The sequence below is a fragment of the Alteromonas sp. AWQ4_252 genome (genome assembly GCF_056158205.1).
The window spans coordinates 4559942-4582421 of the sequence record NZ_JBSWSV010000001.1; the positions used below are offsets into that span (position 1 = coordinate 4559942).

The 22480-nt window shown below is 46.0% G+C and carries 21 protein-coding genes; 10 read left to right on the forward strand and 11 right to left on the reverse strand.

Features of this window, described 5'->3' with window-relative positions; translation table 11 throughout:
• Positions 1-11: 11 nt before the first annotated feature.
• The 6 genes from leuD to ACXACM_RS19980 form a co-directional block, all read right to left on the reverse strand.
• A complete protein-coding gene (leuD, locus tag ACXACM_RS19955; RefSeq protein WP_474824053.1) occupies positions 12-638 on the reverse strand; it encodes a 3-isopropylmalate dehydratase small subunit in 627 nt (208 codons plus the stop codon).
• Positions 638-2050, reverse strand: a complete 1413-nt coding sequence (gene leuC, locus ACXACM_RS19960; protein WP_474824054.1) for a 3-isopropylmalate dehydratase large subunit — start codon at positions 2048-2050, stop codon at positions 638-640. The genes leuD and leuC overlap by 1 nt, the downstream gene beginning before the upstream one ends.
• Before the next feature lie 36 nt (positions 2051-2086).
• Positions 2087-3013 (reverse strand): polysaccharide deacetylase family protein, encoded by a 927-nt coding sequence (locus ACXACM_RS19965; protein ID WP_474824056.1) that lies wholly within the window; start codon positions 3011-3013, stop codon positions 2087-2089.
• Positions 3010-3954 carry a polysaccharide deacetylase family protein gene (locus tag ACXACM_RS19970; RefSeq protein WP_474824058.1) on the reverse strand — a complete coding sequence of 315 codons (945 nt, stop codon included), beginning with the start codon at positions 3952-3954 and terminating at the stop codon, positions 3010-3012. Before ACXACM_RS19970 ends, ACXACM_RS19965 begins: the two co-directional genes overlap by 4 nt.
• A gap of 4 nt (positions 3955-3958) precedes the next feature.
• Positions 3959-4630 (reverse strand): isochorismatase family protein, encoded by a 672-nt coding sequence (locus tag ACXACM_RS19975; protein WP_349582390.1) that lies wholly within the window; start codon positions 4628-4630, stop codon positions 3959-3961.
• A 376-nt stretch (positions 4631-5006) separates the two neighbouring features.
• The gene (locus ACXACM_RS19980) at positions 5007-7154 is read right to left on the reverse strand and encodes a TonB-dependent receptor (protein WP_474824061.1); all 2148 of its coding nucleotides are present in this window, start codon (positions 7152-7154) and stop codon (positions 5007-5009) included.
• 436 nt (positions 7155-7590) lie between these two features.
• Here ACXACM_RS19980 and ACXACM_RS19985 point away from each other — a divergent pair, with 436 nt between their 5' ends.
• From ACXACM_RS19985 to ACXACM_RS20000, 4 genes are read left to right on the forward strand one after another with little or no spacing between them, the layout of a single operon-like run.
• Positions 7591-8124, forward strand: a complete 534-nt coding sequence (locus ACXACM_RS19985) for a hypothetical protein (RefSeq protein ID WP_474824063.1) — start codon at positions 7591-7593, stop codon at positions 8122-8124.
• Between the two features lie 5 nt (positions 8125-8129).
• Positions 8130-9893, forward strand: coding sequence for an OmpA family protein (locus ACXACM_RS19990; RefSeq protein WP_474824065.1), 1764 nt, complete (start codon positions 8130-8132; stop codon positions 9891-9893).
• A complete protein-coding gene (locus ACXACM_RS19995; protein ID WP_474824067.1) occupies positions 9890-10384 on the forward strand; it encodes a Rab family GTPase in 495 nt (164 codons plus the stop codon). The genes ACXACM_RS19990 and ACXACM_RS19995 overlap by 4 nt, the downstream gene beginning before the upstream one ends.
• Complete coding sequence (locus ACXACM_RS20000; protein WP_474824069.1) at positions 10384-12489, forward strand: putative bifunctional diguanylate cyclase/phosphodiesterase; 2106 nt, start codon at positions 10384-10386, stop codon at positions 12487-12489. Before ACXACM_RS19995 ends, ACXACM_RS20000 begins: the two co-directional genes overlap by 1 nt.
• Before the next feature lie 29 nt (positions 12490-12518).
• Here ACXACM_RS20000 and fghA read toward each other — a convergent pair whose 3' ends face one another.
• A complete protein-coding gene (fghA, locus tag ACXACM_RS20005; protein WP_474824071.1) occupies positions 12519-13370 on the reverse strand; it encodes an S-formylglutathione hydrolase in 852 nt (283 codons plus the stop codon).
• Between the two features lie 171 nt (positions 13371-13541).
• On the opposite strand from fghA, the gene ACXACM_RS20010 reads away from it, so the two are divergent.
• The 3 genes from ACXACM_RS20010 to ACXACM_RS20020 are packed head-to-tail and all read left to right on the forward strand — an operon-like array spanning position 13542 to position 16671.
• Positions 13542-14456: an acyltransferase gene (locus ACXACM_RS20010; protein ID WP_474824073.1), complete on the forward strand. Its 915-nt coding sequence runs from the start codon at positions 13542-13544 to the stop codon at positions 14454-14456.
• The gene (locus ACXACM_RS20015) at positions 14453-15343 is read left to right on the forward strand and encodes an acyltransferase (protein ID WP_474824074.1); all 891 of its coding nucleotides are present in this window, start codon (positions 14453-14455) and stop codon (positions 15341-15343) included. Before ACXACM_RS20010 ends, ACXACM_RS20015 begins: the two co-directional genes overlap by 4 nt.
• 2 nt (positions 15344-15345) lie before the next feature.
• Positions 15346-16671, forward strand: coding sequence for a mechanosensitive ion channel family protein (locus tag ACXACM_RS20020; RefSeq protein WP_474824076.1), 1326 nt, complete (start codon positions 15346-15348; stop codon positions 16669-16671).
• A gap of 28 nt (positions 16672-16699) precedes the next feature.
• On the opposite strand, the gene ACXACM_RS20025 is transcribed toward ACXACM_RS20020, so the two are convergent.
• A complete protein-coding gene (locus tag ACXACM_RS20025) occupies positions 16700-16891 on the reverse strand; it encodes a hypothetical protein (RefSeq protein WP_474824078.1) in 192 nt (63 codons plus the stop codon).
• Between the two features lie 352 nt (positions 16892-17243).
• Between ACXACM_RS20025 and ACXACM_RS20030 the strand changes: the two genes are divergently transcribed.
• Both ACXACM_RS20030 and ACXACM_RS20035 read left to right on the forward strand, forming a co-directional pair.
• Complete coding sequence (locus tag ACXACM_RS20030) at positions 17244-18050, forward strand: DUF2884 family protein (RefSeq protein ID WP_474824080.1); 807 nt, start codon at positions 17244-17246, stop codon at positions 18048-18050.
• A gap of 56 nt (positions 18051-18106) precedes the next feature.
• On the forward strand, positions 18107-18958 hold the full coding sequence (locus ACXACM_RS20035; protein WP_474824082.1) for a Rossmann-fold NAD(P)-binding domain-containing protein: 852 nt from the start codon (positions 18107-18109) through the stop codon (positions 18956-18958).
• Here the strand turns inward: ACXACM_RS20035 and ACXACM_RS20040 are convergent.
• The 3 genes from ACXACM_RS20040 to ACXACM_RS20050 all read right to left on the reverse strand — a co-directional run bounded on the left by ACXACM_RS20040 (position 18947) and on the right by ACXACM_RS20050 (position 21775).
• On the reverse strand, positions 18947-20368 hold the full coding sequence (locus ACXACM_RS20040; RefSeq protein WP_474824083.1) for a sodium-dependent transporter: 1422 nt from the start codon (positions 20366-20368) through the stop codon (positions 18947-18949). The two genes, ACXACM_RS20035 and ACXACM_RS20040, sit on opposite strands and share 12 nt — an antisense overlap.
• 251 nt (positions 20369-20619) lie before the next feature.
• Positions 20620-21366, reverse strand: a complete 747-nt coding sequence (locus ACXACM_RS20045; protein ID WP_474824085.1) for an SDR family NAD(P)-dependent oxidoreductase — start codon at positions 21364-21366, stop codon at positions 20620-20622.
• A complete protein-coding gene (locus tag ACXACM_RS20050) occupies positions 21359-21775 on the reverse strand; it encodes a thiol-disulfide oxidoreductase DCC family protein (RefSeq protein ID WP_474824087.1) in 417 nt (138 codons plus the stop codon). The genes ACXACM_RS20045 and ACXACM_RS20050 overlap by 8 nt, the downstream gene beginning before the upstream one ends.
• Before the next feature lie 158 nt (positions 21776-21933).
• Here ACXACM_RS20050 and msrA point away from each other — a divergent pair, with 158 nt between their 5' ends.
• Positions 21934-22470: a peptide-methionine (S)-S-oxide reductase MsrA gene (msrA, locus tag ACXACM_RS20055; RefSeq protein WP_474824089.1), complete on the forward strand. Its 537-nt coding sequence runs from the start codon at positions 21934-21936 to the stop codon at positions 22468-22470.
• Positions 22471-22480: the final 10 nt, after the last annotated feature.

Here is a 22480-nt window from a genome sequence, read left to right on the forward strand (position 1 = left end):
GCTTAATCTGCTTAGCTTGCCGTATACAGCCAGGCTCTGCGCTGTTTATCTTTTGACTCATAGGCGGCGATGTCTGAAACGTGCTGCAAGGTAACACCAATGCTGTCCAGGCCTTTAAGTAACATTTCTTTGTGACCGGGTTCAATGTCAAAATGATAAAGTCTTCCCGCACTGCTGATCACAGCTTGCTTCTCAAGATCCACCGAAACCTTCGAATCCTGAGGGTGAGTACTCACTTCATCAGCCAGTGCCTGAACACATTCCTGTTTTAGTACAACCGGAAGAATGCCATTGCGGATACAATTCTGATAAAAGATAGCGCCGAACCCGGGGGCAATAATTGCCCTGATGCCATATTCAGCAAGCGCCCACACGGCATGCTCTCTGGACGAGCCGCAACCGAAGTTATTACCGGCCAGTATTACTGATGTATTACCGTACTCCGGCTTATTCAATACAAAGTCCGGATTCGGCTCTCGGGAGTCCGGCATCTGATATCGCCAGGCCGCAAACAAGCCTTCACCTAAACCCTTTTTAGATACCCTGCGCATTTCGCGGCTGGGAATAATGGCATCGGTATCAATATTGATTTGAAGTAGCGGAGCGGCAACGCCCGTGTGGGTAACAAATGGTTCCATTAGCTAAAATCTCTTAACTGGCGCGGATCGCAAATAGCACCTGTAATGGCGCTGGCAGCAACCGTTGCAGGACTGGCAAGATGGGTACGGGTTTTCGGACCCTGACGGGATTCGAAGTTCCGGTTACTGGTTGAGATGACCCGTTCTCCGGCGCCAAAGTGCTCACCACCGGCAAAGAAACACATAGAGCAGCCGCTTTCCCGCCACTGGAATCCGGCTTCAATGAAAATTTTATCCAGCCCTTCAGATTCAGCGGCCGCTTTCACTTTTTGCGAACCGGGAACACAAATCGCCTTCACGCCCTGCGCGACTTTTCTTCCTTTCAGGATACTTGCCGCACTGCGTAAATCTTCTATGCGCGCATTCGTGCAGGAGCCGATAAAGGCATTATCAATTTTCAGGCCCTTTACGGCCATTCCGCTGGATAAGCCCTGATAGTCCAGTGCCCGCGCAGCGGCGGTTTTAGCATCGTCACTGCTAAAGCAGTCCATTTCGGGTATCAATTCAGAGATACCGCAGGCATGCTGGGGACTGGTACCCCAGGTCACCGTAGGCTCAATCTCCGGTGCCTGAATAGTGATTTCTTTGTCGAATACCGCATTGTCATCAGTCACCAGCGTTTGCCAGTAAGCCAGAGCCGCATCCCACATTTCTCCTTCCGGGGCGTAAGGTCTGCCTTTCAGATAAGTAAATGTTTTATCGTCGGCTGCCACCAGCCCGGTAAAGGCGGCAAACTCTACCGCCATGTTACACAAGGTTAAACGACCTTCTACAGACAGCGCTTCAACGGCACTGCCGGCAAATTCGATGGCATAACCGGCGCCGCCATTGGCACCATACTGACCAATCAGATGCAGGATCATGTCTTTGGCAGTCACGCCTTCCCCGGTTGCCCCGTCAAAGTTCACCCGCATCAGTTTGGGTTTGCTGATACGCAAAGTCTGGGTGGCCATGGCATGCTCAGCTTCCGAAGACCCAATCCCCCACGCTGCTGCCCCCATCGCACCTTGCGTACAGGTATGGCTGTCCGGACATACCAGCGTCATGCCCGGCTGAACAATACCCATTTCGGGGCTGATTACGTGAGCAATCCCTTGCCGGTCATCGCCGATATCAAACAAGGTAATGCCCGCATCTGCGGCTTCTTTTCTGGTGGCCTGTATAAAATCCTTACCCGATGGCATCAGCGTGTCATCACCACGGCCGGGGAAAGTATCGACAATGTGATCCATGGTGCAGAACACTTGCTGAGGATGGCGCACCGGTCTGCCGGTTTCGGCCAGACTTTGCAATGCGATGGAGCCAGTTCTTTCATGCAGAAACACCCGGTCGATATAAATCAGAAATGTACCATCCGGGAGAGAGGCGACCAGATGATCGTCCCAGATTTTTTCGAAAAGCGTTTTCGCCATATTTTTCCCGCTGTAAAACTTACCGGTAGTACTCAATTACGGTTGTTGAGACTGCCATGTATGTTGGATCTCTGATGCCGTTGCGAACCATACGCCTTGCTTATCTGCAATGTATTGCAGCGCCTTTTCAAGACAGCCAATACGGTGCGGTTGTCCGGTCATCCAGGGATGCAGATTGATAGCCAGTAAACGGCCGCCCTGCTCTTCAGCTTCATTCAGCAGTAAGTCGCAGGCATCTTTTAACTGTGTTTCGTAACTGTCTTCGCTGTGCAGATTGCTGCCCATGATGAAAAAGTCATCCAGTTCGCTGGACAAAGGCATGGCAGTGATCCCGCCGGCATTGGTGCGAAATGCATAAGGCATATCATCGTTCACCCAGTCGCACATGTAGCTGATACCATTTTTCGCCAGCAAAGTCGGTGTACTGGCAGACTGCAAACGGCCGGGGCTTAGCCAGCCGGTAACCGGCTGTTCAAAGCGGTTGCGCAGTACGCTGAGTGTTTCTGATATCAATGCATTTTCGGCGCTCTCTGATAGCCCGCCATGATGCAAATCATCCATTTTCCAGCCATGAGCAATCACTTCATCACCACGCCCGGCAATGAAATCCATCAGGTATGGTGCACGCTCAACCATGGCACCATTAATTGCCACCGTCGGTTTAACACCTGCCGAATCCAACGCTTTGAATAAACGGAAAATGCCGACACGGTTTCCGTAATCCCGCAAACTGTAGTGACGCAGATCCGGATAAGGCATTTTCATACCGCCGGGTACCGGCACCGGTTTTTTCTGTTCATTAAGCGGGAAGAACTGCACGTTAACATTCACCCATACCGCCAGTTTTTTACCGTCCGGCCAGAAGATACGGGGACGGTTCTCCAGCATCGACCAGTCATAAAAATCGTGGTCCATGCCGTGGCGACGCAGAGGGTAATTGAGGTGTTCAGCATCAAGACTCATCGCAAGCCTCCCCGCTTCGCAGCGATATCGTTTGAAACGGTGTCATAGTGGTTGTTCAAAAAGTGCGACGCAATTTCGCGCCCGGTCGTCACCCATACATCGCTGTGCCCGGTGATGTATTCCAGTGCTTCTTCAAACGCTTTCAGGCGGTGGGGACAACTGACCTGATAATTGTGAGTGGGTATACACATGATGGTGCCGCTTTCCGCGCCTTCCTGATACAAACGGTCAAAATTGGCTTTCAGCATCTTGCCGTACTGGCGGGGCTCCACTTTGTTCACCACATAAGCGATGGTGTCGTTCATCTCCAATGAATAAGGAATGGACACAAAACGTTTACCTGAGCGGGTTTTAATGGGCGTTGGCTGATCGTCATGGAACAGATCGCAGGTGTAGAAACCGGCGTCGTCACCAAACAGCGCCGAACCGGCCTCTGCAAATAGATCAATCGTCTGCTCACTGTGGGAAAGCGCCGGTGCCAGATACCCTGCACACTTTTGCTGAGTGTGCCGGTAAATGGTTTCGATAGAGTCCGTGATCATCTCACGCTCCTGCTCTTCACTCATGCCATAGGTATAGCGGGTGTTGTAAATACCGTGACTGAAAAACTCCCACTCACGCTCTGCGCATAATTCAATAATTTCCGGATGGTGTTCACACAGCGCAGTCGACAGAGAAATTGAGCCGCGGATCCCGTATTTGTCCAGCAGCTTCATTTGCCGCATGTGACCTACCCGGTTGCCATAGTCACGGATCCCATACCCGCCGATAGACGGATACGGACCGGGCCAGGCTTTGCGATACGGGTTCGCGGGCGGATCTAATTCATAGAACTCGATATTCGGCGCAACCCAGAACGCCACTTTAGCGCCGTCGGGCCAGGTAATTTTCGGCCGGTCATGATAAGGCCAGTAGTCGTAATATCCGGGATCGTTCTTCATCAACTTAGCCTTCCGCCTGATTATCCAGCCAGTCAAAGACTTCCTGAACCGCCAGCACATCGGCGTACTTCAGTGACAAATCGGTAAGGTTGGCAAAGTGGAAACTCTCGTGCTTATCTGCCACACACTCTTCCGGCACGATGGTACGGTATCCGCGTGAAAGACTGTCTACCGCACCGGCACGGATACAACCTGACGTAGAGCCGCCGGTAAGAATTACGGTATCGACCTGATGCCACACACATAGACTCTGCAACTGTGTTTCAAAAAACGGAGATGGCATTTTCTTGCAGTAAAACACATCTTTTTCAGGGTCGGTGATCAAACGGTCGTCCAGCTCCGAGCGCTCACTGCCGAACTTGATATTTTGTAAGCTGTCCGGCGTATCTGTGCGGGTGCCCCAAATACCGGCATCTTCACCGGATTCCATGTAAGCAACGTTAGTCCAGACAACCGGCCAGCCCAGTTTGCGGAACTTTTGCGCCAGAGTATTCACATATTCCAGCTGGTTAGGATCGGTTTCGTAAGCAGTTTTGAATAAGTCTGTGCGTGTATACGCTTTCTGCAAATCAATGTTCACCAGAATGGCTTTCTTGCCGAATCCGAAACGTTTACGTGCAGGATTAGCCCTGACTTCTTCGTAGATTTCCCGGGCTGTTTTATTGGAAAGCTCCATATTATCTCCTCAGACAGAATGAACACCGAACAAAATATAGATATAACTATATTACAAATTAACACTTTTGAGAATTAGAGTTTTGTTAACATTTAGCAGTCTTCATGAATACTTGATCCGACAATTCGTATTCAACGACCGACAACAAGAAGGTAACCGATGACTGATGCTATCGCATGTTGACGGCCCAGGAATTGACAATAGTTAAGAAATTTAATTTTCCTGACATTAGGCCAGTACATATGCTCAGTGCCGACAGATAGGGAGTGTAATTGGTTGCTTAGTAATGTTTCCAGATAGAATTATCGGTGACATACCGGCATACCCTATTACAGATAACCGGCTACACTCGCTTTGTTCATCAACAATTCGTTAATTAGATTTCGTAGGATACCGATAAACGCCACCCCATAGGGTCGGCCATAAAGCGAGGTTGCACCACATCGAAACCAAACCCCGTATACCAGTATTTTTCATTTGTCAGGTTTTTCCCCGCCAGCGTTACTTTCCAACGGTCGATAGCATAAGACGCATAGGCATCCAATAATGTCAGTGCAGGTATATGACCAATCTCAGCATTGTCGGAAGTCGAGAAAAAGTCGTCTTTGCGGTTTATATTTGCTCCCAAAAAAAATGTCCCGTTACCAAGATCTTCGGAATAATCTAAGCCCGCAGCGTATTGAAATTTGAATACATTTGTCATTCGGTTGCCCAACAACGCGCCGGTAGATTCACCACCAGTTGCGGCAGTATCTGTATATTCACTATCTTGATAGACGCCATTTGCCCAGAAACTTACAGTTGGCGAGACTCTTATACGCATGTCCGCTTCAAGTCCTTTATGCTCAGCATCGTAATTTTCTGTGATAAAATCGCCTTGCGCTGTGACAGATTGCTGTTGCAAATTCGTATAGTCGTTGAAAAAAGCAGACACATTCAAGCGCAATCTACGCTGAAAAAAATCGCTTTTTAGACCTGCTTCATAAGCACTGACTTCTTGCATTTCAAATGCGGTCCCCAACGCTTCGACTGTAGAAGCTAAGCTGTTATAGCCGCCGGCTTTGAAGCCTACAGTATAGCTGGCAAACATAAACAAATCATTGTTGATTTGATATTCTACGCCCAGCTTAGGAGTGAATTTATTAAAGTCATCGTCAGATGTCACTACTTCGCCAGTTAACAGAGCATTCAGTGACTTGTCTTCTTTTGTATAACGCCCACCCACAATAACTGTTGCGTTATTGGATACGTGAAAGTTAACTTGTCCAAACGCGGCATAACTATTGGTGCTAACATCGAAGGTGGTGTATGACTCTCCAAGGAAAATCACAGAGTCAAGCCGTTGCCTACCACTTTCATGGAAGTAGTACAGCCCAGTTAAGAAACTTATATTTCCTTCCATGATACTACCTTGGAACTGAAACTCTTGAGAAAAAGCGTCCTGATCACTGGTAGAATCTCGACCAAACAACTCAATATAACCCTCACCAAAAAACGGAAATTCAACCCCCCCAGAAAAACCAATTCCCCAGTCGTCCTTTAGATTATTCCAAGCCGTGGTTGAACTGACTGCCAACTGATTGTTGATTTCCTTGTCCAGGTGTAGGCTGACGCCAGTCTGTTTGTCTTGAGTATAAGAAGCCTTTGGCGACAACACTCTGTCAATCGAGCCTGAGGTAAAACGCCATTCATCGTAAGGCTTGTCCAGACTTGTCACGTCCAACGCAGATGCATACATACCATCACTGTCAAAATCAGTATAAAACGCTTTCAATCTTGCCTTGTAATCAACCCCAACATAATAAAGATCCCCTTGAAATCCTTTAAATTCTTCTGCACCAACATCTTTATTCAAAGTTTGAGCGTACTGACGCCCACCATCCCGCTCACGATACATTCCACTGAAACCACCGCGAAGCGAACCATCCTCATTCAAGGCTCCGCTAACTATTAACTTGTTGTACTTTTCGTTCCAACGACCAACACCAGCTTCATTTGTTAACTGGAATAGCTCATCAGGTGTCTTTGAAATAATTTTTAATGCACCAGCCGAACTGTTCCTACCATAAAGTGTACCTTGCGGGCCTCTGAGCACCTCGACTCTCTGCAGTGCAAGCATCTCAATAAACGATGCAGCAGACCTGGGCTGATACACATTATCAATATAAATTCCCACCTCTGCCTCAGAAGTAATGTTGGCGCCATCCGATACACCACCACCGCGAATATAAGGTGCAATCCCAGCGCTACCGCCAGTGACACCGCGAATATTTACATTTGGGGCAACTTGAGAAATATCCTTAGCATTGTCAATTTGCATACGCTCAATATCTTTGTCCGTTAAGGCTGTTATTGAAACGGGCGTACTTTGAATACTTTCGGCTTTTCTCTGCGCAGTAACAGTTATGTTTTCAATGGCGAGAGCATTCTCGGATGAACTTTCCTGAGCGATTGCCATGCCACTTAAAGGCAACGTTATCGATAGCGCTACTGCCGGTACTCGTGCAAATTCAGTGTACTTCATATTCTCAGTTCCTTCTTTCATCGGCATAAGCTTTAATTACCTGCCGGACCGTGATAATGCCCCCCTAAAAAATGGGAATTCGAGGGCAAGTAAAACCATATCGTCACGAAGAAAAAGGAACTATGACAAATGTCATGGTATATAGGGGGCTTGTTAACGCAAATACTGGCTTTTGGGCATGGTAGCGGCAAGCGCTGCAGGACTGTTCGCAACATTTATACACCTGGTTCAACTTTGAAAACCTTTACGACCTATACCGCAGCGCACATCTCCGCGCCAGAGCAGTGTTTCCCCCCTGAATCCCAGTGAACAATTGTGACTTTTGTTGGTTATTCGCTGGATTACTCGGTAGTTTAAGGGTAAATTTGTTAAACCTAACCTATTTGCCTGCTCTCATTGTGTCAGGATAGTGTTTATTTGCCTCTAGGAGAGAACCATGGCAAAAGAAAATAAAAAGGTTGAGCAAGCCGTAACCCAAAGCGACAGCTCTGAAATCGGACAACTCAGAGAGATATTGTTTGGCCAATCTAACCGCGATTTCCAACAGCAGTTAAGTCGGTTAGAAGACAAATTCGAACAGCAATTTAGCGCCTTATCTCAACAGCTTGAAGAAAACGTAAATCGTTTGACAAACTCTCTTGATTCTCACGTTAAAGCGCTGTCAGCACAGCTTGCCGAAGACAGTCATCAGCACCAGCGCGCCGAAGAAGAGCTAAAAGGTCTCCACGACACACTGAAATCTGAACTTGAAGTTGCCGAAGCAGCAGCCCAGGATGATACCAGTAAGCTGGAATCGAAACTGTCCAAAGAATTAGACGAAATAGAGACGCTATTTAATCAGCGCCATGAAGCGTTATTAGCTCGTTTACAACAAGTGACTGATGAGCTGTCCACCAGCAAAACTGACCGTAAAACCCTGGCAAGCTTGCTTTCTACTATGGCTACAAACCTCGCCACTGATCAGTCGTAACTGTCATGGAGACATCTGCGCAGCAAAAGGAGTCTGACGCTCAGAAAATGGATGCCGTTCGTGCGCTTATTATAGGCGGCGATGACGAGCAAATAGAAAAGGTTGTTCGTCGCAAGGCTAAAGGTCTGGTCTCCGAAGTCGTTTCTGAAGCATTGAACGAGCGTGAAACCCGCGACGGCTCGGTGAATCGGGTACTGGTGCCACTGGTGGAAAAGTCACTCCACCGTTCAATTGAAGCGAATAGCGATAAAATCGTCGGTGTACTCTATCCGTTGGTAGGCTCTTTAATTCGAAAAGCCGTTGCCGCTTTTTTGGTAGAATTTGTAGAACGCACTAACGCACTGATTGAAAACAGTTTGTCGGCCCGCAGCGTAAAATGGCGATTTGAAGCCTGGCGCGCTGGAATTAGCTATGCCGATTATGTCGCAACCAAAATCTATCAGTATCAAATACACCAGGTTTTCGTCATTCACCGGGAAACCGGCACACTGTTGAACAGTGCCGTCTCAGACCCTTCCCGAAGTAAAGACGGCGACCTGATATCGTCAATGCTGGTTGCCATGAATGATTTCGTTGCCGATGCGTTTGGTTCTGGAAGTGCAGATGCAGATACCGACCTTGACGAAATTCGAACTGACGATTTCACCTTGATTATTAAGGTAGGTCCTCAGGCTATTTTAGTCGCCGCAGTTACCGGCACGATTCCTCCCGATGTACGTGGCAAGTTACAAGAGGTATTAGAGGACTTTCATCGCTACTACCAAACTCCTTTGCTTGAATATAATGGCAACTCTGAGCCCTTCCTTGCTTCGGAAACACTCCTGCATGAATGTCTGGTAAGTGCCCGTAGGGAGCCCCAGAAAAAAAAGAAAAAGTTTGGCGTGGGTGCGGTTCTGTTAGTTTGCGCCATTGGCTTTCTCGGTTATTTAGGTTTTTTCAGAATGCAACTTTCACTGCTGATGTCCGAACTTCAGCAAGCGTCGCCACCAGCGGGAATTGCGGTTCTGGACTCCCGGGTTAACAAAGGGGAAGTAGTCTTAACTGTGTTAAGAGATAAAGACGCGGTTGAGGTATCTGACTGGCTAACTGAGCTTAAAATTGATACCGCAAAAGTGCGGGTTTTATCGCAACCCTATTTGTCATTAGATAAAGACATCATAGCGGCAAGAATATACAAGTTAGTAGGCGAATATCCTGGTCTCAATCTGCAACGAACACCCGAGCTAATGTTATCTGGTTCTATAGCAGCAGATGAGTGGCAGCGTTTTAAACAATCATTGGCTCTGATACCCGGTGCTGCTGATTCCAACATCGATACCACAGGTGTAATCATTGATGTCTCACCAAGCACAGATCAAGAGGCAACATTAACGTATTCTGCCCACGCACTTATTGCAGAACTGTCTGCATTATCAGTGCATTTTGACGTTGGCCAAGCCTCGTTACCGGCTTCTGCACTTACGACTATTGAACATATTGCCGAAAGCTACATTACACTGCAAAATATCAGCCTGAAGCTCAATGCAAATTTAGACTTATTTATCATAGGGGTGAGTGATAACAGCGGGTCTGCGGTAAAAAATGCGCAATTGAGTGAAGCAAGAGCCCAAGCCGTAAAACGGGCACTTGTAGAGGCAGGCGTGAATGAACAAGGCCTTCATACAAGAGGGCTGGGACAGATGCAATTATCACAGGAACACGCCAGCCGAATGGTTTTTCTGCATGTCCTGTTAATACAGAACGAAGAAAATAAAGGAACAACGCCGTGATACAGAAAAAAGTATGCCTACTGGGGCCCACTGGCGTTGGGAAAACAAGCCTGGTGAGGCAGTACGTTGATGGAATATTTTCGGATAAATATCTCACCACCATCGGCGTTAAAATTGATAAGAAACAGGTTGCCGTGGAAGATAATACGGTACAACTGCTTATTTGGGATATAGAGGGTGTAGACCGCTACTGCGGGTTCAACCCTCGTTATATTCGCGGCGCATCTGCTTTCGTTATTGTTGTGGATCACACGCGTTCGCAGTCATTGCTCGAAGGCATTGATATTCTGCAATCTGCGCGAAAAGAGTTTCCGGATACGCCGGCGTTTTTTGTGATCAATAAAACCGACTTGAATTGTGAATGGTACTGGAGTGAAGAAGAGGTGAACGAATACGAAAATGCCTTTACAGAAACTATTCGAACCAGTGCTAAAACAGGGGATAATGTTGAATACCTCTTCCATGCCATTGCTAAAGCGACGCTCTTATAATGGACATTTTTCAGCTTAATTCCCTGGGTATTACCGATTGTGCACTCTTTGAGTTCACCAGCGGAGGTGAATTACGCTGTTTAACGCCAACGGTGCACTGGCTAACCGACATCATAAAAATTAAAGACAACTCACTTTTTGTAGACACAGTAGACAGCTTGTTCTTAGATGATTTCATGATAGATGCACAAGCCTGCTGGGAAAGCATAGAAACTCGTCAGGTATCCTCAGGTTTTTGGACAGAAACCACCACCACAACTCAATTGCGTTTAGAAGCAATAGCCATACATAAAGGCCCCCACGACCGTTATCTCGCAATCAAAAACGTAAGCAAAGAGTTCGAGTACCGTCAGCGCTCACTACAAGCCGCCCGCGAATTGCTCATCACTCACCACGCTGTCATTAGTCAGCAAGACTACCTGAATGATAAATTGCGAACAGTGTTACGGGAAGCAGAAGATTGTCAGTTGCAGCAAAATGCTATTAAGCAAACCATTCAGCATTTACACACCGGTGTACTTATTACAGATGCGTCGAAAAACCTGTTTCTGGATAATAGCGTAGCAAGGCAGATGTTACGTGCAGATAGCGTGAACAGTACCCGACAGTTGTTTCAGTTGTTGCAGGATGTACATATCAGTGCCTCGTTTTTAAGTACCCTTGAAGATAGAAAAGACTCCTGGCGAGGCGAAGTTTATTGGCATAATGCGCCAGGTGGCGGCCGGTGGTTACAATTGACGATAGCTTCTGTTTTTGCACAAGATAAATTGACTCATTGGGTTTTCTTAATTTCTGATATCAGTAAGCTTCAGCATTCCAGTGAGCAGAACGAACCAACTTTTGGTCGCGACTCGCTAACTCAAATAGCGTCTCGACAAGCATTTAAAAATGAAATGACGCGCTGGATAAGTGAGAAACGATGCTTTGGTTTATTTATCATCGACGTGTGCGAATTTAGAAGGATTAATGAGAACTTAGGCTATCGCACTGGTGATGATATTCTCAAAAATGTGGCCAAAAGGCTCAGTAAACACACCAGTAAAGGCAGCTTTCTGGCTCGTATTTCAGGTAATGAATTTGCACTGCTTATGCCATTAAGTAGAGATGACGACACTACCGTTCGCGATGCAGCCTATTTAATAAAAGGTGATTTCGATCACGCTTTTGTGAGCCTGGGCAATACCAAAACTATTCTGGCAGTGAACATGGGTGTCACTCTGTATCCTAAACACAGTGAAAGCGCCGAGACTTTATTCCACAACGCAGGGTTAGCCTTGCAGTTTGCAAAAAACAATGGCCGGAACCAAGTTGTTTTTTATCGCGAGCAGTTAAAGCAAAAACAACGGGAAATAGCAGAGCTGGAAACCGCTCTGGCTACAGCAATTACAGAGGGTGAACTGAGTTTGCATTTGCAACCAATTGTTGAGCTGGATACAAGTGAGCTCATCAAGTGCGAGGCACTGGCCCGTTGGAAAACCAAAGACGGTCAAATGATACCGCCAGATACCTTTATACCGGTAGCTGAAAATAGCGATCTTATATTCCAATTTGGCGACTGGCTGCTAGATGAGGTCTGCAGTATAGCTAAGCAATTCAAAGACGTTTTACCGACGCTTCGCATCGCAATGAATATTTCCGGCAGACAGCTAACCGATCCAAACTTCCTGAAACTTGTCTCCTCTGCAGTGAGCAGACACGGCGTGTCACCTTATCAACTGTCTATTGAGATCACCGAAACCATTTTCATCCAGGATAACAATACCGTCGCGGTTACTCTGTCCGAATTGCGCGCGATGGGAGTTACTATCTCTATTGATGACTTTGGCACTGGATTCAGTTCGCTGGAATACCTCAAACGATTACCTATAGACGAACTGAAGATAGACAGAGCTTTTGTGCGGGATCTTATTGTTAGTAGCGACGACAAAGCCATCATTCAGGCCATATTAGCACTGGCAAAAAACCTCGACTTAGCCGTGGTTGCTGAAGGCGTAGAAAGTGACGAGCAACAACATTTTTTACGCAGAGAACAATGCGTGTTTGGACAAGGTTATCTTTTCGACAAACCCATGCCGGTAGAGGCATTCCTTTCCCAGTTTAAATAAGACACTGCGCCTTAGCGCAGTGTTTCTATTTATAATGTGTTCCCTATCCCCAAATGACTGGCGTGAAAAGTAAGATGCTCGTCAATAAAAGAAGCAATGAAGAAATAGCTGTGATCGTACCCCTCATGCATGTTTAATGTTAGCGCTGTGCCGGTTTTTTGGGCCGCGTTGAGCAATGCCTGGGGCTTTAATTGCTCGTCGAGGAATTGATCTGCTTTTCCCTGCTCGACAAGTAATGGTACGTAGTGCTGCTTTGAGGCCAGAAGTAAAGAGGCATCATATTGAGCCCAGGTTGCTTTATCATCGCCCAAATATTGCCCCAGTGCTTTTTTACCCCATGGGCAATCAGAAGGGTTTGCAATAGGACTAAATGCAGATACCGATACATATGCTTCTGGGTTTCTAAGGCCAATTATTAATGCACCGTGGCCACCCATAGAATGCCCGCTAATGGCTTTTTCCCTGGTCACAGGAAGGTTTGCTTCCACCAGGGCCGGGAGTTCATTTACCACATAATCGTACATCTGATAATGTGTTTCCCAAGGAGCCTGAGTTGCATTGACATAAAACCCAGCCCCTTTGCCAAAGTCGTAAGCTTGTTGCTCGTCGTCAGGCACATCTTCTCCCCTGGGGCTGGTATCAGGAGCCACTATAGCCATACCTAGCTCAGACGCTCGCTTCATCGCTCCGGCCTTCTGCATGAAGTTTTCATCTGTGCAGGTTAAGCCAGACAACCAATATAAAACCGGGACCGGATGCTCTGCAGATGCAAAGGGTGGCAAAAAAACCGCAAATGTCATTTCGCAGTTTGTTGTTGCAGACTGATGTTTAAAGCGACAATGGCGTCCGCCAAAGGCTTTATTTTCACTTATTAAGTCCATACGTCCTATGGCTCCTTTGAAATTGGCATCTTCGAAAACGCTTATCTTCAAGCATAAGATCGAAGATCTTGTTGAGTTTTTTACCTTTTATGCGGTCTCTAAGTAAACGGCGTATCGGCTTTTAGATCAACATCGTTTACACTAATGCTCAAATTTAAGAGGTAAATAACGATGTTCAAAACAATTGGCTATCACTTGCGTGGCACTTTGTCAGTGACAGGCTATTTTATCAACACCGTATTTTGGTTTTTTCCCATATTTCTTCTTTCCCTCGTAAAGCTGATCCCAATTTCGTGGTGGCGCCGTGTGGTGTCTTATCCCCTTGATGCCTGTGCAACAACCTGGATAAGTATTAACCGTTTGAATCAGGAAATTTTTAGTCGCACTGAAGTGTCTGTTAATGGGTTGGAATCACTCAAACCAGACGATTGGTACCTCGTAATTGCTAACCATCAGTCTTGGGTTGATATTTTGGTGCTGCAGCGCATTTTTAATCGTCGTATCCCGTTTCTTAAGTTTTTTCTCAAGCAAGAGCTTATATGGGTGCCCTTTTTAGGTTTGGCCTGGTGGGCTCTGGATTTCCCATTTATGCGCAGGTACAGCAAGTCATTTCTTGCAAAGCACCCGCACTTAAAGGGTAAAGATATGGAAACGACTCGCAAAGCCTGCGAAAAATTTAAGTCCAAGCCTGTAAGCATTATGAACTTTGTAGAAGGTACGAGGTTTACTTCCAATAAGCACGCCCGGCAGGCATCGCCTTTCACACACCTGCTCAAACCTAAGGCCGGCGGAATGGCATTCGTTTTAAGTGCCATGGGCGACCAGCTTCACAAACTTATTGATGTCACTATCGACTACCCCAACGGTGTCCCAAGTTTTTGGGATTTTACCTGTGGCAAGGTAAAAGAAATTAGGGTGAACGTATCGGTAGCATCTATTAGAGATATCATCGAAGGTGGTCACTTCACCGATACATACTTTTCAGATCCAATGCAAAAAGCTAAATTCCAGCAATGGTTGAACGCACGCTGGCATGCTAAAGACGCCCAGCTCGAGGCCATGAATTCATCGCAGGCACCGCTATGAGAAAGTATCTTGCCCCGTTCATATTTGTAATTCATACCTCGCTTCAGATTCTAAACCTGGCGTTTTGGGCTACCTTGGTCGTATCTTTTGGATTGATCAAATTACTGCTTCCGTTACCCAGCTTACAAAAGCAACTGTTGAGCATGATGCATGTTTTTATGCATTGTTTTGGGCGTATCAGCGTATTGATGATAAAGGGGTTTAACCGCGTCAAAATTGACTATAAGATTGATGGCGAACTTTCAACAGAAAGTTGGTACTTACTTATTTCAAATCACTTGAGTTACCTCGACATAGTATTGTTAATAGAATTTACTCATGGGCGTATCCCTCCCCCTAAGTTTTTTCTTAAACAGGAACTTATCTGGTTGCCATTCGTTGGTTTAGGTGCTTGGGCACTTGATATGCCATTTATGAAACGTTATTCGCGGGCTTACCTTGCCAAACATCCCCAGAAGAAAGGTCAGGACATAGAGACAACTAAACGCTTCTGTCAGAAGTTTAAATCTCAACCGACAACGGTTATCAACTTTGTTGAAGGTACCCGGTTTACGCCAACTAAACATCAGGCGAAAGGTGGCCAGTTTACCCACTTACTACCTCCTAAAGCGGGTGGAATTGCTTTCACATTAGCCACCATGGGAGACCTGTTCACCAACATACTCGACGTGTCCCTACTCTACCCTGACACCCCAAAACGGCCAATGGTAGCTATGCTAAGCGGCCAAATGACCCATATTGTTGTTGATGTAAATGTGCTGGATGTTGCTCAGGATGTGAAAGGCGACTACTTCGAAGACAATGACTTTCGCACCCGTTTTCAGCAATGGCTGAACGAGTTATGGTTAACCAAAGACAGTCGTATTAGTCAGCTATTAGGTCGTTAAATATGCAAATTGCTTCATCGATCAGAGACACGTTTGTTCATTTAATTAAAGACGTATTTCCGGACGTAACCACGGACATGCTGCTATACAACGTCCTGGCATTATGCGCTATCTTCATCGTGGCACTGATTGCCTATTTTATTAGCCGGGTGGTGTTAAAAATCCAAATCGCCCACCTGGTCAAGCGAAGCAAGAACCGCTGGGATGACGCCTTGCTTAATCACGGTTTCTTTCGTCACCTCACCCATCTGGTCCCCGCAATTGTTATATTTCTAATGACCCCAGTGCTGATTAGTGATGACAATGTCTTGCTCGGTTTTCTGACAAAGTCTTCTCAGCTCTACATGATGGCAGCAGCTTTACTTGCCATTTATGCGCTGCTCAATACGGTTCAGGACGTGTACAACGAGTCCTACCTGGCGAGACGAGCGTCAATCACCGGTTTCATTCAGGTTGCCAAGTTAGTCTTTGCGGTTATCGTTCTTCTCTTATCGATTTCACTCATCGTCGACAAAAGCCCGATTATTATCATGTCAGGCCTGACAGCACTGGCCGCGGTGCTTTTGCTCATTTTTCGCGACACCATTCTTGGCTTTGTGGCAGGTATTCAAATCGCCGCCAACCGCATGTTCAATACCGGTGACTGGATTCAAATTACGAAGTTTGAAGTAGACGGTGAAATTCAGGAAATAGGCTTAACCAATGTAAAAGTTCAGAATTGGGACAAAACTATTTCCACCCTACCAAGTTATGCGCTCACCACTGAAGCGGTTAAAAACTGGCGCGGAATGCAAGAATCAGGTGGCCGACGTATTAAACGCTCTGTATACATAGATATTCACAGTATCAGACTTTGCGATAGTGAGATGATGACGCGCTTTAGTCGCATCCGCTATATTTCCGAATACATCGAAAGAAAAGTTAAAGAGTTACAGACCTACCACAAAGATTACTCAATTGATGAGTCTGATTTACTTAATAGTCGCCGACTTACCAATGTGGGCACTTTTCGGGCTTATCTTGAAGCTTATTTACAGAAACATCCTGACATTAACCAGTCCCTTACTCTGATGGTAAGACAACTTCCGCCAAACGAATTAGGACTACCGCTGGAAATATATTGTTTCAGCGCAAAGAAAGATTGGGTGGTTTACGAAAAAATCCAGGCTGATATTTTTGACCACATTATGGCCATGTTGCAAGTTTTCGATCTTCGGGCCTACCAACGAGACGGCTATATGCCAGGTTTGGCGACAGCGCTTTCATCTAAGGTGGAGAAAATGACTGCCGATGAGGAGGAGAACCAAACAGAAAAAGGCGCTTCGTAAAGCGCCTTTTTCTGTTAAATATTGACTGTTAAGACAGTGCATACACCATGAGAACGCAAACAACCAAACCAGACACGCCAAAAAAACCGTACTCGATTTTCTCTTGCATACCTTCTGCTCCAGCCTTCGCCGTCATAAAGCCCATTATGATACTGGTTAAACCCAGAACAAACGCTAAGAGGCCTGCTCCAAAACCAATAGCACTGATCCACTCATTCATACATTCAACCCTTCACACTGTGTCAGTAGTTGCACTCGCAACCATCTTCAAAACGTTTTGCCAAAGTGTCGGTACAATTCTCTTTTCGCTGTTGTCCCGAACCACAATGAATATGTTGTAGTATGCAACAAAAATCCACTTTTGCGTATGAAAAATCCCCATGGGTTAAATTTTTTTTGATCTTAGTCAAAATCACCAAATAGTTGAAAAAGCCACTAATTATTGGGGTTAAGCTTTACGCCACCAAACCAATTAAATCCTAAACCATTGATTAAAATGAATTTTAATTGTGGCCCACGCATTGCAGACTCCGTGGCATAACGAACACTATCCGCCATCAAAGGAATATTTCATGAAAATGTCTGCTTTCTCAACTGCACTAGCCGCCGCTGTTTTCGCTACGTCAACAATGGCCATTGAAATAGATAATGAAAATTGTGGTATTAACGTGGAAGGCGACATGTCGTGGAATGCCGGTGTGCTCGCAGTACAAATGCATGACGACAAAGAGATGGTCATCACTCCCGGACACGTTTTGACAATAAATGGCCGCACTATCGATCTGAACAAAGATGAGCAACAGTGGGTTGCCACCTATTACGACAACATCAATACAGCCATTCCAATGACGCTGGACATCACATATGACGCGCTGGAGTTAGCGGGTTCAGCCTTAAACGAAGCATTTGGCGAACTGATTGGCACAGACAGTGGTATAGTCGCTGACATTGATACGCTATTTACGGATTTGCGCCAGGAAATGGATACGCATTTCTACGATGAGCACGGACAGATAAGGGTGAGCTCCGGAGATTTCAAAGAAGATGGCTGGCTAGCAGATAGCTGGGAAGAGCGCTTTGAATCACAGGTAGAAGATATTGTTGCACAATCAACCGGTCGCTTGCTCATTGCTCTGGGCACACAAATGCTCTCCAGCGATGGTGATATGGATAACTTTGCTGACCGGATGGAAAACTGGGAACACGATTTCGAACAACGTGTAGAAGCAAAGGCCTCCTCGATTGAAGCCCGCGCTGACGCTTTATGTGAAGTCTTGCAAAAGGCCGACTACGCAGAGTCAAAAATGCAAAAACATATCGCTGGTTTGGATCATTTAGATATGTTCACTATTGATGACAAAAGCAAAATGAAAATGTAAACCGCTTGTTCAACCGTTTTTGTTATACTGCCGGAAACTTTTTTCCGGCTTTTTTCATGTCATCTCCTACAGTAAACAGTAAAGACAAATCCGTCACCTTTTGTGGGTGTGGCTGGTTAGGACAACATTTCACTGCGCAAGCAGCTGACTGGACCATTGAGGGCACCACCAGAAGTGAAGATAAAGCACACCGACTGAATGAACTTGGGGTTTCACCACTTATTTACGCCCTTGGCGAGGATCCTCACAGCTTAATTACGTCACTGGCGCACAACAATGTAGTCCTCAACATTCCACCGGGGCGAAAAGGGCCTATAAATACCGACTTTGTGTCGAATATGACCAAGCTTGCAGGCACTTTCCTTTCATCTGACACTCAACGTCTTATTTTCGTCAGCACCACATCGGTTTTTGGCCAGCAGGATGGAATAGTAACGGAACACAGCGAACGTATGCCGAACACAGATTCAGGCAAAGCCCATTGTGAGATAGAAGATCACTTACTCGCCAAACAAGATCCACGGGTTTTTGTATTAAGGTTATCCGGTCTGATTGGTGACGACCGTCACCCGGTAAAATTTTTAGCCGGAAGACACCTTGAGAATGGCGGCCAACCGGTTAATTTGGTACACGTTGATGATGTTATCTCCGCGTTGAAAATACTGTTAACTAAAACTGTGGAAAAAGGGGGAAGAAAGGTATTTCATTTATGCAGTACTGAACACCCCAGCCGGAAAGAATATTATACCCAGGCAGCAAATCAGTTTGCCCTGACTCCCCCCATATTCGGTGACGATGACGGCATCAATAACAAAGTCGTTGCCTGTCAACATAGTTTAGAGGAACTGGGGCTAACGCTGAAGTACGCTAACCCCGTCGATATGTTACCAACGCGCTTATCCGAATAAACTGGTACCGAAATATTTCACTGCTACGGTGTTAATAAACACCGCCAGCAGTATGACTGGAATAAAAGTACCCACTGAGATATCAACATACTTTTCGAAGAAGCTGCCCTTATAGCTTTCAGCTCCTTCATCTAATGCTTTGTTGAAATTAACTTTTTTCCAGCGATAAATTACGAAAATACAAATCAGGAAACCATTCAACGGCAAGATGGTGTCGTAGAACACATCGTACACGACATCAAAAAATGACTTACTTTCGCCTGCGTAACTCACAAAACTTGTGAAAAAGTCATTGTAGCCAAAAGACAAGGCACACAATACGGCAAGGATTACCATGATAATGCCGAGAATGAACAGAGCAGGCTTTCTCTCCATATCCTTTTCATCCATCAGGGCTGCTACCGGTACCTCAAAGATAGATACCAGCGACGTTATCGCTGCGAAAAACACCTGAAGGAAGAAAACAGCTGCCACAATACTCGCTCCCACATAACCGATAGAATCCTGCAGGGCGAGGAAGATTTTCGGCAAAAATGTGAAGATCATACCAATGGAAGACTCGCTGAGTTCATCCGGGTTTGTGTTTGGATCGAAAGAAAAGATAGCTGGCAAAATCATCAGGCCAGCAGTGAACGCGACAGCAGTATCGGTGAGGGCCACTAATTTGGCTGACCCTGGTACATCGGCTCGTTTATCGATATAACTGCCATAGGTAATCATGATCCCCATACCCAAAGACAGGGAAAAGAAAGCCTGTGATAAGGCGCCATTGATCACAGAAGCATTTATCTTGCTAAAATCCGGGACCAGATAAAACTCAACCCCCTTCATAGCGTTGTCCTGCATCAGCACAAACCCAACCAGCAACAACAACATGATAAACAACGTAGGCATGAGAAGTTTAGCTGCTTTTTCTATTCCTTCTTTTACCCCGCCTTGCAAAATCAGATACACCACAACCAGCACTGCAGCCATGTATATAAAGATTTTTTCACTGTTGATAAACGTGCCAAAGGTATCGGGGTTAGCCAACACCTGAAGATCGCCGGTGAGAACTTCGTACAGGTAGCCGAAAATCCACACTGTAATTACCAAATAAAACACAGCAATCATAAATGGGGTAATGATTGACAACCAGCCGGCCACCTTCCAGGCACCGTTGTTGTTACTTATTTCGCGATAGGCACCGAGAGGATCTTTCCTCGCATGGCGTCCCACCGACATTTCCGCAAGCATTACCGGCAAACATATGGCAACCACAAAAATGGCATACATGAGCAGAAATGCCCCACCACCGTTTTTTGCTGCACCAACCGGAAACCCAACTAAATTACCAATACCCACCGCAGAACCAGCGGCAGCCAAAATAAAACCAATGCGCGATCCGAACTGTTCTCTGGTCCCGCTCATATCATCTTCCTCTTAACTTATTGTTATAATTGGGTGGCGATGACGTTTGTGACATTCACAATGTGATTAATTGCTTTCGCCGGTTTTATTATGAATTATACCGACATTACACCTTCCCCAAACACCCTGTCGGCTAACGCACTGCGCAGCTTTCACCAAGGGTAATGGCAAATATTATCAGCGTCAGCTCGGAAAGTCTCGAACTTGAACGTGTGAAAGTCGAAGTTTGACCACTGGTGCGTAAACCGTCTCTACCAGGGAATTGGTTTATGCGCCCAGTCGACATAATGGAGGTTACCCTGTTGACGGTGAGCATCCTTGATAAATGCCAACAGTTGTGACGCGGTATATTCCGGGCTAAATAACTTGCCCTCAGGTACATTTTTTTGGAAGGGTTCAGACAGCGCGCTGTCGACGGTGCCAGGATGGTAGCTAACCAATACGGTGTTCTTACTTCGACGTGCATACTCAACCGCTGCAGTTTTCATTATCATATTCAGTGCGGCTTTAGAGGCACGATATCCATACCACCCGCCGAGTTGGTTATCACTAATACTGCCAACCCTGGCGCTTAGACAGCAAATGACACCATTTCCAGGCGACATAGCAGTCACCAGCGCTTTTAACCAAAGAGCAGGCAGCACTGTATTTACCGAGAAATAACTCAACAAACTTTGGGTGTTGATATCTTCAATTTTTTTTTCCGGAAAGAGTGAGTTTCCAGCAACTTCTCCATGTAGCACACCTGTGGTGCAGATCACCTTATGAAACCTAACACCCTGCTTTTTCATTCCGCTTACCCAGTTGCCTACAGCATGATCGTCTGTAGTATCCAGAGATACGCTAATAGCGCCTTTGTGGACGTAGCTGTCTCCCGGGCTTCTGGAAACCGCATAGATGTCTGTATCAGCATTTTCTTCGATGAGTTTGCCCACCAGCGCGCTACCAATGGCTCCACTGGCACCTATGACTAAATGTGCCGGTTTTATGTTACTCATTCGTGCCCCGACGATTTTTATTCATGGTTGCTGTGCACTGTCCTGAGCGACAATCTCTTCGCTTACCTGTGAGCAAAAAAGAAATGGTATAGCGATGTTTTGCGAACAGGTTATAGGCAACATCAGCAAAAACCCGTATCACTGGCCAGCGCAGAGGTGCGTACAACCACCCTTTACCCACGGCTTTCCATGCAGCATGGGTGGCATCTAACCCTGAAACCATACGTCCGTTTTCCAGCATCACATGAATGCGAGCATTTAAAGCATGCCAGTCAAGTTGTGGATACTGTTCAGAAAAATCAGCACCATTGATATCCACCAACTGAATAACACTGTCACTGTCCCGCTTTTTCAAGTGTCGCATTTCGGCACAGCATAATGGGCATGTGCTATCATAAAAAATTCTCATATCACTCACCGCGCACCATTGACGTTAATTACATCTGCTATTGATACGTACAGTTTACGATTTCTGTGCCATTGTATAATTAAAAATGTGTAAGCTACCCTTGAAGTTTACGGTCTGCATAACCACGTTATAGCCATAGTTAATTTTAAGGATAAACTATGTCAACAACACATACTGCAACCCTTGCTGGCGGTTGTTTTTGGTGCATAGAATCTGCATTTAACAGCGTCGACGGCGTCGAAAGCGCCATTTCTGGTTATGCAGGCGGTCATGTCGATAATCCGAGCTATGAAGCCGTTTGCAAAGGCGACACAGGCCACGCTGAAGTCGTACGGGTAAACTACGACAGTGACAAAATTAGCTACCGGGAAATATTGGAAATTTTCTTTGCTTTGCACAACCCTACTCAGGTTAACAGGCAGGGTAATGACGTGGGCCCGCAATATCGCAGCGCGGTGTTTTACCACAATGAGGAACAAAAGCGGGAAGCACAGAAAATCATTCAGGAAATGTCAGATGAGGAAGTCTGGCCTGACCCTATCGTTACAGAAATTACTGAAGTAAATAACTATTTTCCGGCGGAAGACTATCACCAAAGTTACTTCAAAAATAACCCGGAAAACCAATATTGCGCCATGGTGGTGGCACCGAAACTGGCGAAGTTCAAGAAGACCTTTGCAGAACGCTTGCGATAAATATGTTGGC

Bases quoted from the DNA above. Each gene is read 5' to 3' on its own strand.
- leuD (WP_474824053.1), bottom strand. From the start codon at position 638: ATGGAACCATTTGTTACCCACACGGGCGTTGCCGCTCCGCTACTTCAA.
- leuC (WP_474824054.1), bottom strand. From the start codon at position 2,050: ATGGCGAAAACGCTTTTCGAAAAAATCTGGGACGATCATCTGGTCGCC.
- ACXACM_RS19965 (WP_474824056.1), bottom strand. From the start codon at position 3,013: ATGAGTCTTGATGCTGAACACCTCAATTACCCTCTGCGTCGCCACGGC.
- ACXACM_RS19970 (WP_474824058.1), bottom strand. From the start codon at position 3,954: ATGAAGAACGATCCCGGATATTACGACTACTGGCCTTATCATGACCGG.
- ACXACM_RS19975 (WP_349582390.1), bottom strand. From the start codon at position 4,630: ATGGAGCTTTCCAATAAAACAGCCCGGGAAATCTACGAAGAAGTCAGG.
- ACXACM_RS19980 (WP_474824061.1), bottom strand. From the start codon at position 7,154: ATGAAGTACACTGAATTTGCACGAGTACCGGCAGTAGCGCTATCGATA.
- ACXACM_RS19985 (WP_474824063.1), top strand. From the start codon at position 7,591: ATGGCAAAAGAAAATAAAAAGGTTGAGCAAGCCGTAACCCAAAGCGAC.
- ACXACM_RS19990 (WP_474824065.1), top strand. From the start codon at position 8,130: ATGGAGACATCTGCGCAGCAAAAGGAGTCTGACGCTCAGAAAATGGAT.
- ACXACM_RS20000 (WP_474824069.1), top strand. From the start codon at position 10,384: ATGGACATTTTTCAGCTTAATTCCCTGGGTATTACCGATTGTGCACTC.
- fghA (WP_474824071.1), bottom strand. From the start codon at position 13,370: ATGGACTTAATAAGTGAAAATAAAGCCTTTGGCGGACGCCATTGTCGC.
- ACXACM_RS20010 (WP_474824073.1), top strand. From the start codon at position 13,542: ATGTTCAAAACAATTGGCTATCACTTGCGTGGCACTTTGTCAGTGACA.
- ACXACM_RS20015 (WP_474824074.1), top strand. From the start codon at position 14,453: ATGAGAAAGTATCTTGCCCCGTTCATATTTGTAATTCATACCTCGCTT.
- ACXACM_RS20020 (WP_474824076.1), top strand. From the start codon at position 15,346: ATGCAAATTGCTTCATCGATCAGAGACACGTTTGTTCATTTAATTAAA.
- ACXACM_RS20025 (WP_474824078.1), bottom strand. From the start codon at position 16,891: ATGAATGAGTGGATCAGTGCTATTGGTTTTGGAGCAGGCCTCTTAGCG.
- ACXACM_RS20030 (WP_474824080.1), top strand. From the start codon at position 17,244: ATGAAAATGTCTGCTTTCTCAACTGCACTAGCCGCCGCTGTTTTCGCT.
- ACXACM_RS20035 (WP_474824082.1), top strand. From the start codon at position 18,107: ATGTCATCTCCTACAGTAAACAGTAAAGACAAATCCGTCACCTTTTGT.
- ACXACM_RS20040 (WP_474824083.1), bottom strand. From the start codon at position 20,368: ATGAGCGGGACCAGAGAACAGTTCGGATCGCGCATTGGTTTTATTTTG.
- ACXACM_RS20045 (WP_474824085.1), bottom strand. From the start codon at position 21,366: ATGAGTAACATAAAACCGGCACATTTAGTCATAGGTGCCAGTGGAGCC.
- ACXACM_RS20050 (WP_474824087.1), bottom strand. From the start codon at position 21,775: ATGAGAATTTTTTATGATAGCACATGCCCATTATGCTGTGCCGAAATG.
- msrA (WP_474824089.1), top strand. From the start codon at position 21,934: ATGTCAACAACACATACTGCAACCCTTGCTGGCGGTTGTTTTTGGTGC.